Below are 19,313 nucleotides of genomic sequence, written 5' to 3' on the forward strand. Positions count from 1 at the left end.
GTTTGAGCGGTATCAGCGCTCGGAGAAGGCATCGGTGCCGGCGCTGGGATGGGGCAGTGACACTACGGCCTCGGATGGATTGGATTAGGGGACGGGAATTTAAAAGTGTTTCAAGTGCCTAGTCAGACAGCGCCAGGCCGGTAGACGGATTTTCCGCTCATCGGAATCCTGTTGCTGTCGCTTCTTGCGTTGCTCGCCAGGCGGAAAGCTTCCTCAATATCGTCTTGTTGGGCGAAAGGAAGCTCGCTCGCTCTGCCACGTTGGTGCCGCCTTTGCCAATGGCGCGCTCCGCCACACAAACGGATCAGCTTATTGTCGTCTGCGCCGCTCAGGCGCGAATTAAGACTCTAAGGTCCCGTTCAACTGGCCTCGTTCTTAGCGGCGCGTTTATCCCGGCCTTGCTCGACGTAATGCCAATCTAGATATACCGTCGTCACCATCGACGCGACTGTCAATGCGATATGACCGCGAAGAAGCCGGCTACACCCTCGCGCAATGATAATCAGGGGCCTTGCGCACCCCGCGTATTTGTAGTGGCTTTGGCGTTTGAGTTAGGTTAGATCACAGCGACTGCCAATTTGGGCTGCCGCTCTTCCTTGCATGTTTCGGTGCGCCTACCGATCGCGCGGCAACGCTTCCGGAGATGACCCGACCACATGAACTGGTTGAGACGAAACCCGGATTTGATCCGCATTCTCCGCCTGGTGAAGTATGAGGCGGAAGGCCTATTTGCACATGTTCTCGGGAAGCTCTCTCTAAAACAGAGGCGTAAGCTTTCTGAACTCGCCAAACAACGCCATTTGAAGCTCAATTTCGCCAGCGGCGTCGTCCCGCGCGCGCGATGGGTCAACGTCGACGTTATCGCACAGGCTGATATCCGGATGGATCTTCGGCGGCGCATTCCATTGCCTGACAACTGCGTGCAGCACATTTTCTGCGAACACTTCTGTGACCACTTGCAGTTTCCAATCGCGATCGGCAACTTCCTTAAGGAAAGCTTCCGCGTGCTTGAGCCAGGCGGCCGGGTGCGTCTCGTGATGCACGACATGGAGGGCCTCGCCAAAGCCTATCTGAATCGTGACCAGCGCTACTTCACCGAAAGCGGGATCACACTGTCGACCATGGCTGAATCAGTGAATCTGCTGTTTCGCTTCAACGACTTTCATCAATTCCTGTATGATTTCGAGACGTTCAAGATGTTGCTCGAGCGCGCCGGCTTCATAAGTATCGAGAAATGTTCTTATCGTGAAAGCAGGGCTGGCCCTGAGCTTGCACTTGATCATGACGCGCCCGGTCGCGAGTTGATGTCGATGTATATCGAGGCTGTAAAGCCGGAATCGCTCACGACATAGGACGCGCCGCTCGAGTAAGCCCACTTCGATCACGGTGGGAGCCGCATCTGTCGCTTCGCTCAGGCGCGAACGACGGTTTCGCCGCTGAATCCCTTTCGGGCCATGACGTTTCTCGTGTCGATGATGAGCTGAGCTGACTGGCTGATCCGTCCGAAGTCAATTGCGTCGTGATCTGTAATGATCAAGACGGCATCTACAGCTTCGGCGTGGTCCACATCCACGGAACACATTCCGACGAGAGATGCGTGCTCTCGTGTCGGAGGAATCTCAGCGACATGTGGGTCGTGATAGGCGACATCTGCACCGCGTTTTAGGAGCGCCTCCATGATCTCAAGCGATGGGCTTTCACGGATGTCGGAGACATTCTTCTTGTAAGCGAGGCCTATCAGCAGCAGCTTGGAACGGCTCAGCGACTTGCCGAGCCGCTTGTCGAGTTCGAGCTCAAGGCGCGCAATGACATACGAGGGCATCGCCGAATTTATCTCGCCTGCCAGTTCGATGAACTTCGTATTTAGCCCGTAGCCGCGGGACTTCCAGGTGAGATAGAACGGATCGATCGGGATACAGTGGCCGCCGAGGCCGGGCCCGGGATAGAAGGGCATGAAGCCGAACGGCTTGGTGGCCGCGGCGTCGATGACTTCCCAGACGTTGATTCCCATCGCGTCGTAGATGATCTTCAATTCATTGACCAATGCGATGTTCACGGACCTAAACACGTTCTCAGTGATCTTGGTGGCCTCAGCGACCTTGAGCGAAGAGACGCGGACGGTCTTCTCTACCACTGCGCTGTAGAACGTGTCGACGATTTCAGCCGCCAACGCGCCGTCTCCCGAAACAACCTTGGGGATGGTCGTCGTCGAGAAGCGCAGGCTGCCCGGATCTTCGCGCTCCGGCGAGAAGCCGATGAAAAAATCGCTGCCTGAAACCAGCCCTGTCGCTTCGAGGATTGGTTTCACGACCTCATCCGTAGTGCCGGGATAGGTGGTCGATTCCAGAACCACCAACTGTCCTTCCCTTAGCCTTTCGGCGATGGCTTGGGACGTCGCTTCCACGTAGTGCAGGTCGGGCTCACGGTAGCGCGAAAGTGGCGTAGGCACGCAGATGACGATCACATCGCACGAGGTGAGCTCATCGAAATCGGCAGTAGCGCGCATACGCTTTCCCCTAACATGCTCCGCCAGTTCTACGGAGCTGACGGCATCGATGTAGGACTTTCCAGAGTTCAAGGTTGCGATCTTGGACGGATCGACGTCAAAACCAAGGACAAGGTAGCCGCCGCGGACACTCGCCGCTGCCAGGGGCAGGCCGACATAGCCCAATCCGATCACGCCGACGGTCGCCGACTTATTCAGGAGTTTTTGGCGCAGCGCTTCCCCAACGTCTATGCCAACACCTTGCTTCGTCTTGTTTATGTTCATTTTCCATCTGCTCTCTGTTGATCGGTTGCGGTGCGGGAACCGTTTGCCTTAGCAATGGATTCGAGGATTGCCAGCATGTTCGCAGCCAGAGCGGGTCGTGAATAGCGCTCCGCTGCGATCGAGCAGTTCTGATGCATACGCCGATAATTCCGCGGATCATCGCGCAGACGCAGGATAGCCAGGGCAAGCGCTTCCGCGTCCTCCGGCTCTATCACGACGCCTGTTTGTGTGAAGTTGATGATATCGGCCGCCTCTCCCTTGACTCCCATGATAATGGGAATGCCCATCGCCATTGACTCAAACATCTTGGAAGGAATGACCGACTGAAACAGATTGTCCTTCTTCAAATGAATGATCGACAGATCGAGCAGTGACCAATAGCGGCCGACCTCTGCCTTTGGCACCGTGTCGAGAAAGACGACGTTCGAAAGCCCAAGCTCAGCGGCCCGCACTTTGAGCTGGGTCTTTAAGGCTCCGTCTCCGAGCATCAGGATGCATAGCTCGGTTTCGCCTCGTGCAGCGATTTTCGCACCTGCCTCCAAAAGCGTATGCAGACCGTGAGCCATGCCGTGCGTGCCGATGTAGCCGCAGACGAATTTTCCCTGAAGTCCGAGTTCGCCCTCCAGTTCGGCGTCTTTCGGGCGTGGTCGAAAATTGGCGAGATCCGCACCGTTGGTCACGATCTCAACCTTTGCGGGGTCGATTCCTCGCTCTGCGAGAATGCGACGAAACGAGTGGGTCACGCAGACGATTGCTGCTGCCTTACGATAGAGGAACATCTCGATACGTTCCAGCATCGAAAGCAATCTACCCTCGCGCAGAGCACCTACGGCCCGTATCGATTCCGGCCAGAGATCCCTCAGTTCGAAGACAAAGGGCGCACGCTTCAACAGTCCGACGACATATCCTGCAAAGGCAGTGAAGAATTGGGGTGATGTCGCCACAACCACGTCCGCCTTGTGCGTGAACGGAGCAGCCAGGATCGCGGCGATCAGAAAACTCACATAGTCGAGCGTGCGCCACAGAAACCCTTCATTCGCCGAGATCAGGGTCCAGACGCGCACCACCTTGATGCCTTCCATGGTCTCTGTCTGCCACAATCTGTTCTTGTATCCGCCGAACACCTTGCCCCGCGGAAAATTTGGCGCGCACGTGACAACGGTCACTTGATGCCCTGCTGCGACCCATTCGCGGCAATGCTCGAAGGTGCGGCTTGCGGGCGCGTTCACCTCGGGCGGGAAATTGTCGGATAGGAAAAGAATATGCAAGTCGCTTCTCCGGTTGAGAAAACGGAAATCATGCGGTTCGGTGGATGGCTTGAAGATAAACCTTCAAGCGGATGACCGCGGCCGGCCGAGACCCCGCGACTATTGATGCCTCTTACTATGAGGTGCTTAAAGGGATGCCCTCGAAACGAATGATCGCGCAATTTTCAACCGCCTTGACGACTAGGCAGAATGAAGGCTGAGATATACCGAACTCCGGGTGGTATGTCGCGGACACGATATCTCCTTCGCCTTTTTCCAGCACCCAGTTGAGCACTGATCGCCCCTTCACGATCGCCTGCCCCCCGACGCCATTGGGACGTAGCTCCACCCCCGGCACGAAGTGATAGCGTGCCTGCGCCTCCCGCACGGGGCCCGTGATCTTGTCATTGATACGGAGGTGTGCCGTGCCGGCTTCGAAATGCCGGACGTGGACCGGGCGACCCGCGAGCCTGCGATATCCGTCATGGCTGGCGCGAATGCTCACAGAGGCACCCGCTTCAACGATATCGATCGCAATCGGCCTCGCGCGTTGCGCGACACGAAACCCCCCCCACACTTCCGAAGAGTCAGCATTATCAACCGTAACGGTGTTGTGCGCGGGGGTTCCCCTTTGCCTGAGCCGTTCCGGGCCGGCGCCGTATTCGGAAGTGCCGGAATTGACCAGGATACGATGCCCATCGAGCGACATCTCGAAGGAGAGTGTATCGGCATGCGCGTGGCCGGGCAGATAGTCAGGTCCGATTCGCGCGACATCGATGATCGTCGTCATGCGATCGTCGGCAAACCGCGCATAGCCGCTTCGATCGAGACGAACGAGGCCGCGACCAGGGTCCTGCACTGCGCCAAACCCCAATCTTTCGGCATAGGCGTTCAATTCTGCCGGCAATGGCGCGATGCCCTTCGCCGCGTCGTTAAAGAATGCGATGTCACCGTCAGGGTGACACATTGCGGCAAGCCAACGCCGCATCGCCGGAACGCGCAATACCAATTCTTTTGAGACATCATCGCCGACGTTGAATGCGCGAGTGATGTTGACGAGATCGAGAACGTCCTCCAGCGCCAAAGCGTGGTACATGGTGCTGAGCTCGAAATGTCCCCCATCGCTCAGAATCTGTTCGTCGATCACGCGCTCGAGAATCGAGAGGCCGCGTTCAAGCCAGGCATTCGCTTCCGCGCCCTCAAAGAAGGCTCCGGCAAATACCAGCGCCTTGGCGTTGGCGAAAAGATGGTTGCCAAGAAGATGGTACTCTAAGCGTTTCGTGAGCCAACGCACCTGCACAGCCAGGCTGTGGATCGCCGCAGGCGATAGGTCGTTGCCCGCAAGCGCCCACTTAATCCAGTTCACGATGCGCAATGATACGGGATAAGGCTCCCACCCCGAACCCGCGCTTGGCGGGTTGCCAGCAATCCAGCGCTCGATGAGGGCCTTATGCCACTCCTTTCGCTCTCCGCTTGCCACAGCACTAAGATCGTCGAAATAATGCAGATTATAGCGCCAGAGCTTTGCCAGACACGGTGCATCCCAGCCGAATGCCAATGAACCTGGACGATTGAGAAAAATGAACTCGTTTGGTGCCGTCATGCTTGGACGCCGATGCGCTGGCTCGGCAAAGCTGCCTTCATGGGCGCGCAGTTGTGGTGCCCGTGCAAGATCGGGTTTGGGATGGTGCATCCGGAATAGCACCCGACCGTAGATCTGGATCAGCCGCAAGTGCTTTAACGTGTGAAAATAGCGTCCGATGCCACCCATGGCCGGTCAGCTCAGCAGCCGTGAGAGATGCGCCACGATTCGTTCGCCAGTGCGTCCATCCCACAGTGGCGGCACGGCGCCGCGCTTCCACCTGCCGGCGAACAGTTTTTCCATCGCGCCTGAAAGGGCCGCCGGATCTGTGCCCAGGATTTCGTTGGTGCCGATCTCCACTGTCTCTGGCCGCTCCGTGGAGTCGCGCAGCGTCATGCATGGAATGCCCATGACCGTCGTTTCTTCGGTCACTCCGCCGGAATCGGTGATCACGGCCTTGGAGTTTTGGACGAGCCAGTTAAATTCTAAATAGGGCTGCGGGCCGACGAGCAGAAGGTTGGCGGGAAGGTGAGCGAGGTTCTGGATGACCTTCTGCGTTCGCGGATGCGCTGGAAAAACGATAGGCATACCGCGAGCACCGTTGCCGATTGCTTCCAACAGCCTCGACAAGGTGGCGGGCTGATCGACATTGGCCGGCCGGTGCAGCGTGGTGACGAAATAGGCGCCAGGGGTCAACTTCCGTTCAGCCGCGAAATCCGGGGGCCGCAGACGATCCATATTGGCCAGAAGCGTGTCGATCATTGTGTTGCCGACAAAAAGTATACGGTCCGCAGCCACCCCGCATGCGGTTAGGTTGCGGTTGGCGATATCGCTGGTGGTGAAGAACCAGTTCGTGATGGCGTCGGTGACGAGGCGATTGATCTCCTCCGGCATCGTCCAGTCGCCGGAACGGATGCCGGCTTCCACGTGAGCCACAGGGACATGCAGCTTCTGGGCGCTGATGGCGCAGGCCATCGTCGATGTGACATCGCCAACAACCAGGCAAAGCTGTGCGGGTGCACTTATAAGTAGAGCCTCGTAGCGCACCATGATCGCCCCAGTCTGCTCGGCCTGGGTTCCGGAGCCGACCTCGAGGTTGACGCAGGGATGCGGTATGCCCAACTGCTGGAAGAAGCTTTTCGACATGGCAGCGTCGTAGTGCTGTCCAGTGTGGACGAGCCTGTAGCGGAGCTGTCCCCCCGCGGCGGTTTGAGCTTCAAGCGCCCGAATGATAGGCGCCACCTTCATGAAATTCGGGCGCGCGCCAGCGATGATATCGATTAGCGGACCAACGGTCACGATGACAGTCGCCCCGCCGCGTCGATCGTTACACGCGCGACCTCGACGAGTTCATCGAAGGGTATAGGCGACCCGCTACCCGTTTCTACCGCGGCGACGAAGGCAGCCGCACATGCCTTCTGGCCCTTGTCCTGCCGCAACAGCCGGTTCGACTTGGCCCCCTTCCAGCCATGCGTGACGATCCGCCGGAAATTGTCCAGCGTGAGAATGGCGCCGCCACAGAAGATCTCCAATCGCTCCTTCGGAAATGATTTCGACCCGTTGGCGAAGTAATGAACTGCGCCGATCGATCCATCGGAAAAGTTCAGCGAGATCGAGGCGGTGTCGCCAGTGGCCGACGCCATGCCGTTGACCGAAACAGCGGTGATCTCGGCTCCGGCAAGGTGCCGCAATAGGTCGATGAAGTGACACGCTTCGCCCACAATTCGACCCCCACCTTCGTCGCCGTCCTGCGTCCAATGATTGGAGGGTATGGCTCCCGCATTGACGGTCATCACGAACGCCTTCGGTTCCATGCGTGCGGCAAGCAGCTTCCTGATCGCCACCACATGGGGAGAAAACCGACGATTGAAACCAACCATCAGTTGTGGCGGACGGTCGCGGTCGCGGCTTTCGGCCCAGGCTGCCTCGACGTCCGCCAAGTCGGCTTTCGTCGTGGCCAATGGCTTTTCGACAAAGACGTGCTTGCCGGCCCGCAGCCCCTGTGCCGCCAGCCGCGCGTGGTTGGCATGGCGTGTGCTGATGACCAGCGCCTCGACGCTCAGATCGGCGAGAACAGCATCCGTATCCGTCGTTGCTTCATCGAAGCCGAATTTCGAGCCGGCTAGGAAGCTGCTGACACCACCGCGGGAAGAAACCGTACCAAGCTTGGCACCCGTTAACCTGAATGCGGGAATGAGGACGGCGTTGGCATAGTTGCCGGCGCCGATGAAAGCCAGCGAAGCCCGACCGACCAGGGGCTTCGACCTCGTCGGTTTTCCGGCAATCGTCACTTTGCGTTGCATCAAGTCGGCGTTGCCGCTAGGCGCATCGAAGGTCAGGAGGATGCCAAGCGACGGCTCCGAGCCACCGACGACATCATAAGCCTTCTCGGCCTCGGTGATATCGAAGCGGTGCGTCACCAGCGGTGCGACACGCAGCCTTGCCTCCGCCATCATGTCGAGCACCGCTTCCAGATTGCGACCTTCGGTCCAGCGCACAAAGCCAAACGGATAGTCATGGCCGCCCTCTTCATAGGTCGGATCGTAACGGCCTGGCCCATAAGAGCATGAAACCTGGAACGACAGTTCCTTCTCGTAGAAATCCGCGCGCGACAGCTCCAACCCGGTCACGCCAACGAGCACTATGCGTCCGCGCTTGCGCGACATCCGCGCCGCATGGTGGACGGGATCGTTGGACTTAGTTGACGCTGCGATGATGACGGCATCAACGCCGCGACCTCGTGAGAACATCATCCCAGCCACAACAGCGTCTCCACCGGACGACAAATCGAAGGTTTCAGCGCCCAGCTCCGCCGCCAACGCAAGTTTCGAGCTGTCGAAATCGATTCCCAGCACGCGGCAGCCATGGGCTTTAAGCAGTTGCACGGTCATCAACCCGACCAGCCCAAGCCCGACCACAACAACGGCTTCACCAAGCGTCGGCGCAACGAGGCGGATCGACTGCAATGCTATCGCTCCGATCACCGTGAAAGCGGCGTCCTCGTCGGTCACCCCATCAGGTATCTTTGCACAGAGATTGCCGGGCACGGCGACGATCTCGGCGTGCTTACCGTTGGACGCAACGCGGTCGCCGGGCTGAAGATGGGTAACACCTGTGCCCACTTCGAGTACGGTGCCCACATTGCAATAGCCGAGCGCAATCGGCTTATCGAGTTTATTCCGCACGGAATCAAGGGTCGGCAACAGCCCATCAGTCTTCACCTTGTCCATGGCCTCGCGAAGTTTGTCCGGCTGCATGCGCGCCTTCTTTATCCAGCCGGCGCGGCCGAAATCAACCAGCATCCGTTCGGTTCCCGAAGAAACAAGGGTACGGCTCGTGCGAATGAGGACTTGGCCTTTTCCGGCCACCGGCGCAGGTGCGTCGACCACAGCCGTGCTGCCGTCCTTGATACTTTGAAGGACTGTTTTCATCCTGTCGAACCGGTTGCGTTGACCCGCGCGAACGTCCGGAGGAACGGTGGCAAGGAACTCGGCGACTGATACTCGCGAATACACCTCGTTTCAAGTGCGTGCGGTGCATGTCGGTGCCTCGTCGCTGAGAGATCCCATAGGAAGCGGTGACTCGTTTATCGCACTGTGATAGCGCTGGCATTTAATCGAGTTCGTGCTACCGCGATATTATGGAAAACACGTGGATATGCGATCTCGTTCGTAATGTGCCACGGGTTCGCGGCCTTGCATGTCGTCTTGGTCGTCGCGTCTACGCGTGCGCGAGAGGCGAACAGAAGTCCGCGCGACATGCTGTCGAACGACGAAGCTGGTTTCCAGCGCTCGGGGTGGGCTATCGCCAGCCCTGTAGCTCTACGCTAAGCAAACGGAGATACGCGACCTTCGCGAATTTCGCCCACATCGGGTTGAACTAAATTTTTCGCTAATGACGATCTGGTGATCGAATCTAGCGCTTGGTGTCCGCGTTTGACGGCAGCATTGATCTTGTCGGGTCGGCGGCCCAAGTGAAGGGTCTGGGCTGCTGGTTGTGCTCGGGAACGCAGCGGTTTCTGGCTGCTTGGCGCCGGCGTCTTCTTGAGGCTAACGGCTAGTCTGCCACCGTTCTCCGAGATGAACTAACTCGACGCGACGCCAGCCGTTTCGAGACCGAAGGCGATGTTTGGGTCATCCGGATCGATCTGATCTCGGTCTAGAGCAAGGTCGCGCCGGCATCGCCATCGGCCCTCATCATCAAGCGCAGCCGCCGAGACCGGTCCGAAATCAACAGTGCTGTGACGAATGTCGATCCTTCCGGGATGCAGACGAGGATTTGGACATTAAGCCAAGCAGGTCGAGGATTTTTTTGGACCGCCTGTCATTTTCTAAATCCAGAACTTCATGAAGCTACTCACGGACTTTTGTATAGCCAACACCGACATGATATCGTAAGCTTTCATATCCCCTCAAATGAAAAGTCGCTGTGTTGAAGACGCCAACAACGAATCGCCGTTTATTTTTGAAGACTGGTGCTATTGCAGCGTTTGCTACTGGGGAACGCATTGACGGGCTATCTGGGGCCAGTGCAGCGCCGGTGGCTAGCGGCAGCGGTACCGTCCTTCCAGTCTCGCGTGAAGTCATGAAGGCTATTCCGATTTTGTTAGCTGCCAATGCCGGTACGCTTATCCTTGTTGAGGATGCCACTAGAAGGTACAATTCTTGTGGAATATTTCATTGGACAGCCTCAGACCTTTCTGCAATGGTTTCGCTTGATCCGTCTGAAGGTGTCTACATCGCCTCGAATGCTAGTTCCGACGGGTCATCCGGCGCATGGGTCAGGCAGTTTAATGGCCCCGTGCGTGGTGAGTGGTGGCGAGTCGTGGGCGACAATACTGCTGACGACACCCCTGCCATTCAAGCAATGATCGATTTTTGCCTTCAAAGAAACGATCCGGTCGCAGCACTTCCCCCTGGACGTTTCAAGACTACCGACACGCTTCACCTTGGATGGGGCGACACCTTCCGGACTATCGTACTTGAAGGTGCCTATGGCAGCTACGCCGGCACTCATGCGGGTTCCTCCATATGGCCCACTCGATATGACCGGCCTTGCATTAACATTGCGGGTGGACGTAGGTCTGGCCTTCGTACATTATCCATTATAGGTCCAGCAAAGGCTTTCGTAGCTAATCTTGTAAGTGGAAGCGGGAAACCGTACCAATATCCAGCGAGTGCCGCGAGTTGGAACGATGTCTCTAACGCTCCTGACGGTATGGCGCTTCGTGCACCATTTGCCGGCGTCACCATCGACGCATATGCGGAGGCCCGGCCCGCTACCCACTATCCGGCCGTCACCTATCCGGCATGGACGGGGCTTACAGGGCAATACAACAAGAATGCCTATACGAGCGAGCCATTCATCCACGAGTGTCGCATCGAAGGCTTTGCCGTCCAGATTGCGCTGGGCATCAACACGAACGCACAGGGTGACTTTCTGTCAGTGATCGGTTGTGAGATTAATTATGGCGTTATCGGCATTTCAGTCAACAACACACAATCTCGGAATGTCCATATCGAAAGGGTAAATTACACCCACCTGTGGACGTTCCTCGACAACGGCAGCTTTGGCGACGGGACAGGAACACTCGGCGGCGATGTGGTTGATATTTCGGGTAGCCACAGCTACCAAACATTCAATATTCCATCGAACGCTTATTCCCAGGCGATTACATTTCGACATATCTATTCGGAAGCGCAGGTCCGTATCGGGCTTTTCGGGGGGGGGCGGCGCAGCGGTAAGCCGTCTCAAACTCGAGAGCGCGAAATTCTCGTTTGGTGATTATGGCGGCAGCCTTAGGTCAACGCATGGACATTCGCCGCGCGCTCTCATTGAATGTCTTTCACGCGCCGACGTGTATGTTGAAGGCTTGGAAATCAACGGTATCGAACGGATTCAAAATCTTGTTTGGGGAGCCGGCCAGCACCTAACAATTGGCCCAGGTTGTCAATTCCAGAGCGCATTGAGCTACCTGTCCAGTTCAACGACCGCGCAAATGAGAGCAGTGAACTATACCGGAGGTATCCTCCCCAATCCTGCAGTGACAAATCCCGAACGAAACTTAGAGTGGCAGGGTTCCAGCCAGCAACGCTATAAACCCGATCTAAGCTCAAGCGATATGCTGAAAACTGGAGGGGCCGCATATTTCCATGACTCCCACAGACTGCCTTGGCGGATCGGTATTCGAGAGGTGCACGATAGTTTTGGGCGTCGCTGGGACATTCGAGACTGCCGCGCTTTTCCGACGGAACTCGGCGCTAGCCATACATCGACAAGGTCAAAACCGACGCCAGAGACATTTAGATTTACGTATCCAGCGAGTCTTCAATCTGGTCCAAATAGTAACCTTTACGAGATCGAGCCAGGTGACATCCTTGTCCATCTGGCGAGCGGAACGATCTTCCTCGTAGAAATGGTAACGATGGTTTTTGATAGTTATCAAGTTGATTGTGCGCAGCAAAATGCCTACGATTGGATTGAAGGCACGGTTTTCACGCCGTTGCATGACGTGCTTATGCTGGGCGGCAATTTGAGGCTTTTCAAGACGGGCGTGATGATCTCATCAAAAGTGTTCTTTGGCGACTTTAGGACTGGTTCAGCAACAGTTGCGAACGTGTCCGCTCATGCCACGACTGGATCAGATATCGAAAGCCATTTGGCTGTCGGCGACTGTCTGCATGGCCCGAAGGACGCTGACAGCTATCTTAGGTTTCCGGTTGGCCCGGATACCAAAATAGCTACGATTACGCCCGGAAACCCAGCCTCGCTGACACTGACGACCGAGGCGATACTCACCGGTCGGTTTCCTGTGTCAACCGTTGATATTCGCTAGCCGTTGATGCAACAACCAAGACCGTGACATTGACGGGCAATGCCTCGCGTTCCGTGGTAGGCATGAACGCGATGCTGCAGCCAAGACCGGAACCATTGAACATCGTAATCTAGCGTATCACAGGGATGGGGATATCCGGCTTCAGTAGAAAGCAGTCGTCGCGATAAACCAAGGATGTGCAGCTCCGCGTCGATACACCGGGGCAAAAGCCAAAGAAATCGATCCGCTTGCACTCCCGGTTCTGAGTCTCCTCGAAAAATTCGTAGCCCTCTGAATTGTCATGGATAATCGCGCCATCGTCGGCAAGATGGTTGAAGGCCAGGGCGGTTGCTTCCCTTCTCAGATGCCCGTCAACGACAATGACATCGAACTTCTGGTGTGCGGGAATAAGCGCCCTGACGCCCTCAAAGGAAAGATTTTTTTTGTCAATCGGGACATGATGAAGGGTTACGTTCGAACCAATCTTGTCCTTCAACAGCGCCGTCCATTCGGCGTCTTGTTCGATCGTGAGAACGGATTTGGCGTGGGCGCTCCACCAGAGCGTGGATTGGCCACCACCGAATTCCAGAATCGTTTTTCCGTCGAAATTACGGGCCGCAAGAAAATCGATTGCGGGGTATGTGTACCAAGGGAGCGGTGAACCGTTTGATGCCTTGGCAACCATGCTTAGGCTGCTTCGAAAGTGCCCGGTAGCCAAACTGAAGCGTAGGGGTGTGACGATCCCTGTCGCGAGGGCGCGCACGGATTGCCATACCGCGCGGGGAAGATAACGCTTGAGAGGTGTAAAACCGCGTTGCATCCACCGCGCATTGGTCATTCTGCTGTCCCTGTTCTGGCACCGACGCACGTTCATGCGTCAGATTGCTCCGAGAGAGCGTTCTAGTTAGCATTGAAGTAAACATCAACTACGCTGGGGACTGACCTTGCCCCTCTGATCTAATCCGGTTTGAAGTTCGTTCTGGCCCATCGAGAGGACCAGGACATGAAACGTAGCCGCTTCTCTGAAGAGCAGATCATCGGAATTTTGAAGGAACACGAGGCCGGGGTATCGGTTGCCGATCTGTGCCGCAAGCACGGGGTCAGCGACGCCTCGATCTACAACAGGAAGGCCCGCTTCGGCGGGATGGATGTGTCCGAGGCTCGGCGGCTGAAGGCGCTGGAGGACGAGAACACGCGGCTGAAGCGGCTTCTGGCCGACGCCATGCTCGACAATGCCGCGTTGAAGGATCTTGTGGGAAAGAAATGGTGACGCCCGCGGCCAAGCGGAAAGCTGTCGCCCGCCTGAAGGAAGGCTTCGGGATGAGCGAACGGCGGGCGTGTAAAGCCATCGGCTGTTGCCGCATGACGGTTCGCTACGAGACCAGCAGGCCGGACGACCGCGAGGTTCGCGAACGGATGAAGGCGATCGCGCAGGAGCGTCGCCGGTTCGGCTACCGGCGTCTTCTCGTGATGCTGAGGCGGGAGGGCCTGGTTGTGAACCACAAGAAGCTGTTCCGGCTCTATCGGGAGGAGAAGCTCGCCGTTCGCCGCCGTGGCGGCCGCAAGCGGGCGATCGGGACCAGGGCGCCGATGCTGGTGCCGCTGAGGCCCGACGAGCGCTGGTCGCTTGACTTCGTCTCCGACCAACTCACCGACGGGCGCCGCTTCCGCATCATGGCCGTCGTCGACGACTGCACGAGAGAGTGCCTGGCACTCATCGTTGATACGTCTCTCTCGGGCATGCGGGTTGCCCGCGAATTGGACCGGCTCATCACCGAGCGCGGCCGGCCGAGGATGATCGTCAGCGACAATGGCAGCGAGTTCACCTCGAACGCCATCCTCTCCTGGGCGGATCAGAACCGCGTCGAATGGCATTACATTGCGCCCGGCAAGCCGATGCAGAATGGCTTCATCGAGAGCTTCAACGGCCGACTGCGCGATGAACTGCTCAACGAGACGCTGTTTACCTCGCTGGCTCAGGCGCGCGTAGCCATCGCCTTGTGGCGCGCCGACTACAACACCGCGCGGCCGCACTCCCAAATCGCCTGGCAGACACCGGCCGAGTTCGCCAGCACCTTCAATCCGCGACGGTCGCTCGCGCTGCGCTATGCCAAAGGCTCCGCGCCAGCGCCCGTCGCTTCACCCGCCCAGCAGGGCACAACCCACGCCGGAAACGAACTCAAAACTGGATAAAAACTGGGGGCAACGTCAGCGTTGCTTGGCGGCAATGAGGCACGCTCACAATACGGCCGCATCTGTGCGCTGGGCGAAGGCTACGGAGCGTTCTAGCTCCGGCCGGGCGCGTGTCCCGATTGGAGAGCAGAGTCTAAGCTAACCGGCTGGTTTTTGTTGAGCCGTGTGGGATATCGTGGATTAGTGACAAGCGCGCATATTTGTGTCATAGCGCATGCGCATCTTTCGATCGAAGTGGGATGCGGTGTAGGGTGGGACGAACTAATTCCAGCTATGGCTCATTCTTTTTTTGGGAGCCGCTTGCAAAACCGGAAGAAGTAAAGTGAGCTATTCGGCAGTACTCGCTTTCGCATTCCGCGTCTGTGGCCAGACCCTCGCTTGGCTTTTATCGACCATGCACGCTCCGACAATTCCAGCGTAGTCGACCTAGTGTACACGGCTTCTCCCCATTATAGCGGTCAATTCAACGCGACGTGTCCGCCTAGCACGCACCATCCGTTCGAACCCACCGTTTCAGTGCTGTCCTGGATACTGGTCGGTGTCGGCGCCCTACTATGCCTGTCAGCGCTGCTTTCCGGCCCTCAGGCGCTGATCGGAATTGTTTTCATCGAGCAAGCCTTCTGCCTGCGTTACGGCTACATCCGAGCGCTTCGTCAAGCGCGGCGTGGAATGCCCGATTTTCTCGCCATCTTCCTAACGACCCTGGTCGTTCTGAAGGGTTTCAATATTGTTTCATTGATCGTTGGGCCTACTGAGTATGACAGTTTGTATTATTACACGACCATCGAAAACAGAATCGCAGCCGAGTTAATACTGGGGTTGGGACTTGTCTGTTTTACCTTAGGATGGCATTCTCTGCGCATTGCTGGGGGATCGACGTTTTACAGTACAGTTCCCGAGGGCCTTGCCATTCGGCTTGTGCCTTTTGTTCTTGTTGGGTGGTTAGGCCTGGCTCACTTGCCCAATTCCTTTGCCCAGCAGATCGGTTTCATGTTCCATGAGATTTATCTTGCATTGCTGTTCGTTATATTCGCGGGCAAAAGCAGATATGGGTCGGAGGGGTCGCGAAGTTGGGTGGTAATAGTTCTTATCGTTCCGGCTTTGTTGAGCGGGCTAACAAGTGGGACGAAGGAATTGGTCTTAACCGCCGTCGCTCCAGTACTGTTGGTGTACGTTCTGCGTCCCAACCTTAGGCGCATTGGGGTAACAATTCTAGCCGGGCTGATGGTTATAATAGTCGTCGTTCCAATTACGCAGCTCTACAGGCAAGCCAACTGGTCTGCGAAGGAAAACGTTGGCTTGACCGAACTCTTCTCCCGACTGGTGGATGCTTACCAGCAGATGGGCGCCTCCAATATCGTCTCAGAGGGTATGGTCGAATTCGCAAACCGGACGTCTTCGTCGATTTCTGGCGCGATTGTGGTGGGAGCCACCGACAGGCTGGGTCACACCGGCTTGGAGACAGTCAAGGACGTTTTCATTGTGTTTGTTCCGCGCTTTTTGTGGCCCGAGAAGCCGCCTGTTGCGCCCGGCGCATGGTTCACCTGGCATCTCGGGTACGCGGCCACTCCCGTTGAAGCGACGACATCAACTGCGACCATGTTGGCGACGGAGTTGTATATGATGAGCGGATGGTTGACTATCCCATTCGGAATGGCGGCACTCGGGCTGTATTATGCTCTCATATGGCGGTTTATCCGTACGATGTCGTTGAGAAATCCCATAATGGGAATTGCACTGGTATCATTCATGTTTAACGCGGTAAAGTTTGAGGACATGTCGCTTATATATGCCATTACCGGACCTGTTGTCTCGATGATATACATGTTTGTGCTCGCAAGCGCTTACAGAATGTTCTACAAACCTCTTGCACAGCGTTGGCGCGCACGCTACCCGAGCTCATAGCGTTCTGCCGTATTTTTCAACTCCGCACCTTTTGGTGCAAGCCGTTCGAGATCGGTTCTGTAAGTACGGAACGGCAGAGGTGAGCGGCTCCGATAGCGTATTCGGAAAGAAGGACCCCGCAGAGAATGTCTTCAAGCCCCTCTGAAGCGCCGCAGCATCCGACCGGCAAGCGCATCGCCGTCACGCAGTTCATGCGCCGGCCTGTCGTTCACGCCTATAGCGTCGAGCGCATATTCGAGGACGCCCGCAAGTACATGCCTTCGGATTGCGATGTATCCCTGGTAAACTGCAAGTACCCTTCGCTTGGAATCGCCGGCCGTGTCAGGGACGCATGGCGAGCTCGCTCCTTTCAAGGCGAAGCGAACCATGTCACCGGCGACGTGCACTATCTCACCTATTTTCTGAATCGTCGCCGCACGGTTCTGACTGTCCATGATTGCAGCCCATTGACCCGAAAGAAGGGCATTGCGCGCTTCTTGATGTGGCTGCTTTGGTACTGGCTACCGTTGAAGCGTTCAGCACTGGTCACGGTCGTTTCCATATCGGGCCGCTCCGACCTGATGGCGAATGTTCGGATTGATCCCTCGCGCATTCGCCTTGTGCCAGCGACGCTGTCTCCGGCCTTCACGCGCGCGCCCGCAACTTTCAACAGCGCACGCCCGCGCATCCTGCAGGTCGGAACTGGATGGAACAAGAATCTTGAGACGGTTGTCGCGGCCATTCGTGACATGTCCTGTACGCTCGCCATAGTCGGCCCCCTCTCGAACGTGCAGCGAGCAATGCTTGCCGCTTCCGGCATCGAATACGAGAACATGGTGGGGCTCTCGGACGCGGAGCTTGTCGGCCAATATAAGCTGGCTGACATGCTGGTGTTCGCCTCTCGCTACGAAGGCTTCGGCCTGCCTATCGTGGAGGCAAACGCAGTGGGACGTCCCGTCATCACCAGCAATATCTCATCCATGCCGGAGGTCGCAGGCAATGCGGCCTGCCTTGTAGACCCATACGACGTCAAGTCAGTGCGCGCCGGTATTGAGAGGATCATAGCCGATCCGGCATATCGCGAAACGCTTGTGGGGAAGGGCTTCGATAACGCCAAACGCTTTTTGCCCGAGACAGTTGCCGCGCAGTATGCCGAGATCTATCGTGAGTTGGCAGCATCGCGCTAGACGTGAGCTATTGTATTGCGCGTGCAATGCTCGGCCAAAGCGCCAAGCTCGCATCCTGACATCACATCTAAGCTGGAATGGCATCCACAAGATCGCCGGTACGGGAAGCATAGAGATAGTGGGGGCCGTCCGTTCCGACGCGGGCACCAAACTGATCAGTGGGAAGGACGCTGTATCCTGCACGCTCAAGTGTTTCGATGAGCTTGGCGCATGATCCTTTGGCGGGATGCATCTCCAAGGCGATGTTGCGCACCTTACGCAACCATGCGGGATCGCCGGCGAACACGTCGAATTCACCCCCCTCGATGTCGCATTTGATGAAATCTATCTCCTTCAGGCCGTACCGCTCCATCAGGTCGGGTATGGTAACGCGATCGTCGCCCGCTGTCGCGGAGGCGAACTTCTCCTCACGTGGGAGGCGTGTCAAGGCAATTTGGTTTGCTTCCGCCAGCCGTTTCAGCACGGGTCCGAAATGGGGCACCGGCTCGACGCTGACGGCGAGATCCGCGCCATAGGCCTTCACAGCGAGCAGCGAGAAGAGCCCCCGATTTCCTCCGAGATCGACCACGTTCCGCAGAACAATACCTGGCCGAAATGCTCGCAGATAGACGTTTGAGGCATACATCTCGCGAATTCCACCGAATGTTGGCGTGTAGTCCTTCCCGGCGAGCAGTCGCGATACGTCGCCGACGGGTATCGTGACCACTTGGCCGTTCAAATACATCTTCACATCGTGCCGCATGAGGGCATCTGCGGGGGCGAGGGTGCGCCTGCCGAGAACCGAAGGTAGTGCGCGTAGGATGCTTGCGAGATAGCGGAGCCGTTCGGTGAACGGCACAACCTTGAAGAGCGCCGAAAGCTCGCTGCGTAGCCGGGTGATCGGGCCTACTGTCAATTGCAGCTCCTGGATTTGCTTGCCACGCTTGTATCCTTGCACCCGGCGAGGTCTACCCGTCTGGCGGTCGCGAAGAACAGGCTTGGTCCTGTCAATTGAAGCAGAGACCGTGGAATGAACGGATCGAATCCCGCAACATTCTCCGTCGCCAAACCGTGTGCCGCCAGAAGCTCGACAAGCTGCCGCTTCGTCACCGCATGACGCGAGAACGCGATGTATTGCGAGCCGGCATTCACTGCTCGCCCTGACAGGCGCGTTCGCATCGCTTGTGCTAGGCGTACCAGCGAGAACCGGTACGGGATGGAAAGCACTACCACGCCGCCCGGCTTCACCACCCTGGCGATTTCGCCGAGCCCCACTGAGATGTTAGGCAAATACTCAAGTACGCTCAGACAAATGCATCCATCGAGGCTGCCATCAGCGACGGGAAGTTGTTCCACAGAGCCAATCTGTTCGAAGTGAAGGGACCCACCGGAACCACGCCCGCTTTCGGCGGAGTGCCACGCGGCCGAAACCATTTCGGCCGAGCCATCATAACCGACGACGGCGGCACCGTGATCGGCCAGTTTGCGCGCGAAATGGCCGCTTCCACATCCGATATCTGCCCAGGCGCCCGAAATTTTGATGGCCGAAAGAATGCGCTCCTCAAAGAAGCGCGAGCGACGAGCAAAAGATCCGCTGAGATAGCGGGCCTCCCACTCGTTGGCTATCTTGTTGTGATAGTCTATTGCCGAGCTCAAA

14 protein-coding genes and 1 pseudogene are annotated in these 19,313 nt (G+C 57.2%); 6 read left to right on the forward strand and 9 right to left on the reverse strand.

The features are described from left to right. Positions 1-656 precede the first annotated feature (656 nt). Complete coding sequence (locus BQ8794_RS24835; RefSeq protein ID WP_077381242.1) at positions 657-1,352, forward strand: class I SAM-dependent methyltransferase; 696 nt, start codon at positions 657-659, stop codon at positions 1,350-1,352. Positions 1,353-1,411: 59 nt separating this feature from the next. Here the strand turns inward: BQ8794_RS24835 and BQ8794_RS24840 are convergent, their stop codons facing one another. The 6 genes and pseudogenes from BQ8794_RS24840 to BQ8794_RS37455 form a co-directional block, all read right to left on the reverse strand. Continuing rightward, positions 1,412-2,770, reverse strand: coding sequence for a nucleotide sugar dehydrogenase (locus BQ8794_RS24840; protein ID WP_077381243.1), 1,359 nt, complete (start codon positions 2,768-2,770; stop codon positions 1,412-1,414). Beyond that, positions 2,767-4,038, reverse strand: a complete 1,272-nt coding sequence (locus BQ8794_RS24845) for a glycosyltransferase family 4 protein (RefSeq protein WP_077381244.1) — start codon at positions 4,036-4,038, stop codon at positions 2,767-2,769. Before BQ8794_RS24845 ends, BQ8794_RS24840 begins: the two co-directional genes overlap by 4 nt. 115 nt (positions 4,039-4,153) lie before the next feature. Further along, on the reverse strand, positions 4,154-5,788 hold the full coding sequence (locus tag BQ8794_RS24850) for a heparinase II/III family protein (protein ID WP_077381245.1): 1,635 nt from the start codon (positions 5,786-5,788) through the stop codon (positions 4,154-4,156). Positions 5,789-5,794: 6 nt separating this feature from the next. Then, complete coding sequence (wecB, locus tag BQ8794_RS24855) at positions 5,795-6,898, reverse strand: non-hydrolyzing UDP-N-acetylglucosamine 2-epimerase (RefSeq protein ID WP_077381246.1); 1,104 nt, start codon at positions 6,896-6,898, stop codon at positions 5,795-5,797. After that, positions 6,895-8,901 (reverse strand): bi-domain-containing oxidoreductase, encoded by a 2,007-nt coding sequence (locus BQ8794_RS24860; protein ID WP_210189860.1) that lies wholly within the window; start codon positions 8,899-8,901, stop codon positions 6,895-6,897. Before BQ8794_RS24860 ends, wecB begins: the two co-directional genes overlap by 4 nt. A gap of 605 nt (positions 8,902-9,506) precedes the next feature. Then, positions 9,507-9,628: pseudogene (locus BQ8794_RS37455) on the reverse strand (IS630 family transposase); the annotation flags it as partial. 399 nt (positions 9,629-10,027) lie between these two features. Between BQ8794_RS37455 and BQ8794_RS35100 the strand changes: the two are divergent. Both BQ8794_RS35100 and BQ8794_RS35105 read left to right on the forward strand, forming a co-directional pair. Further along, positions 10,028-11,383, forward strand: a complete 1,356-nt coding sequence (locus BQ8794_RS35100) for a hypothetical protein (RefSeq protein ID WP_143744673.1) — start codon at positions 10,028-10,030, stop codon at positions 11,381-11,383. An 88-nt stretch (positions 11,384-11,471) separates the two neighbouring features. Continuing rightward, a complete protein-coding gene (locus BQ8794_RS35105; RefSeq protein ID WP_210189861.1) occupies positions 11,472-12,434 on the forward strand; it encodes a hypothetical protein in 963 nt (320 codons plus the stop codon). Between the two features lie 109 nt (positions 12,435-12,543). On the opposite strand, the gene BQ8794_RS24880 is transcribed toward BQ8794_RS35105, so the two are convergent. Beyond that, the gene (locus tag BQ8794_RS24880) at positions 12,544-13,251 is read right to left on the reverse strand and encodes an O-methyltransferase (protein WP_167378828.1); all 708 of its coding nucleotides are present in this window, start codon (positions 13,249-13,251) and stop codon (positions 12,544-12,546) included. Positions 13,252-13,416: 165 nt separating this feature from the next. Between BQ8794_RS24880 and BQ8794_RS24885 the strand changes: the two genes are divergently transcribed. The 3 genes from BQ8794_RS24885 (at position 13,417) to BQ8794_RS24895 (ending at position 17,677) form a co-directional block, all read left to right on the forward strand. Then, positions 13,417-14,606, forward strand: a protein-coding gene (locus BQ8794_RS24885) for an IS3 family transposase (RefSeq protein WP_143744675.1) whose coding sequence is annotated in 2 segments (ribosomal slippage) — positions 13,417-13,666 and positions 13,666-14,606 — 1,191 coding nt in all. Because the reading frame shifts where the segments join, the coding sequence is not laid out codon by codon here. A gap of 378 nt (positions 14,607-14,984) precedes the next feature. Then, positions 14,985-16,511 carry a hypothetical protein gene (locus BQ8794_RS24890; RefSeq protein WP_143744676.1) on the forward strand — a complete coding sequence of 509 codons (1,527 nt, stop codon included), beginning with the start codon at positions 14,985-14,987 and terminating at the stop codon, positions 16,509-16,511. A 125-nt stretch (positions 16,512-16,636) separates the two neighbouring features. Continuing rightward, positions 16,637-17,677, forward strand: a complete 1,041-nt coding sequence (locus tag BQ8794_RS24895) for a glycosyltransferase family 4 protein (RefSeq protein ID WP_077381252.1) — start codon at positions 16,637-16,639, stop codon at positions 17,675-17,677. A gap of 67 nt (positions 17,678-17,744) precedes the next feature. Here BQ8794_RS24895 and BQ8794_RS24900 read toward each other — a convergent pair whose 3' ends face one another. After that, positions 17,745-18,572 carry an FkbM family methyltransferase gene (locus tag BQ8794_RS24900; protein ID WP_077381253.1) on the reverse strand — a complete coding sequence of 276 codons (828 nt, stop codon included), beginning with the start codon at positions 18,570-18,572 and terminating at the stop codon, positions 17,745-17,747. Next, positions 18,569-19,312, reverse strand: coding sequence for a class I SAM-dependent methyltransferase (locus BQ8794_RS24905; protein ID WP_167378829.1), 744 nt, complete (start codon positions 19,310-19,312; stop codon positions 18,569-18,571). Before BQ8794_RS24905 ends, BQ8794_RS24900 begins: the two co-directional genes overlap by 4 nt. Between the last annotated feature and the right edge of the window lies 1 nt (position 19,313).

Origin of the sequence: Mesorhizobium prunaredense, from assembly GCF_900156895.1 — a bacterium.
GTDB classification, from domain to species: Bacteria; Pseudomonadota; Alphaproteobacteria; order Rhizobiales; family Rhizobiaceae; genus Mesorhizobium; species Mesorhizobium prunaredense.

What these genes read in the sequence shown, in the direction of transcription:
- BQ8794_RS24835 (WP_077381242.1), top strand. Translation starts at nt 657, where the DNA reads ATGAACTGGTTGAGACGAAACCCGGATTTGATCCGCATTCTCCGCCTG.
- BQ8794_RS24840 (WP_077381243.1), bottom strand. Translation starts at nt 2,770, where the DNA reads ATGAACATAAACAAGACGAAGCAAGGTGTTGGCATAGACGTTGGGGAA.
- BQ8794_RS24850 (WP_077381245.1), bottom strand. Translation starts at nt 5,788, where the DNA reads ATGGGTGGCATCGGACGCTATTTTCACACGTTAAAGCACTTGCGGCTG.
- BQ8794_RS24860 (WP_210189860.1), bottom strand. Translation starts at nt 8,901, where the DNA reads ATGCTGGTTGATTTCGGCCGCGCCGGCTGGATAAAGAAGGCGCGCATG.
- BQ8794_RS24880 (WP_167378828.1), bottom strand. Translation starts at nt 13,251, where the DNA reads ATGACCAATGCGCGGTGGATGCAACGCGGTTTTACACCTCTCAAGCGT.
- BQ8794_RS24895 (WP_077381252.1), top strand. Translation starts at nt 16,637, where the DNA reads ATGTCTTCAAGCCCCTCTGAAGCGCCGCAGCATCCGACCGGCAAGCGC.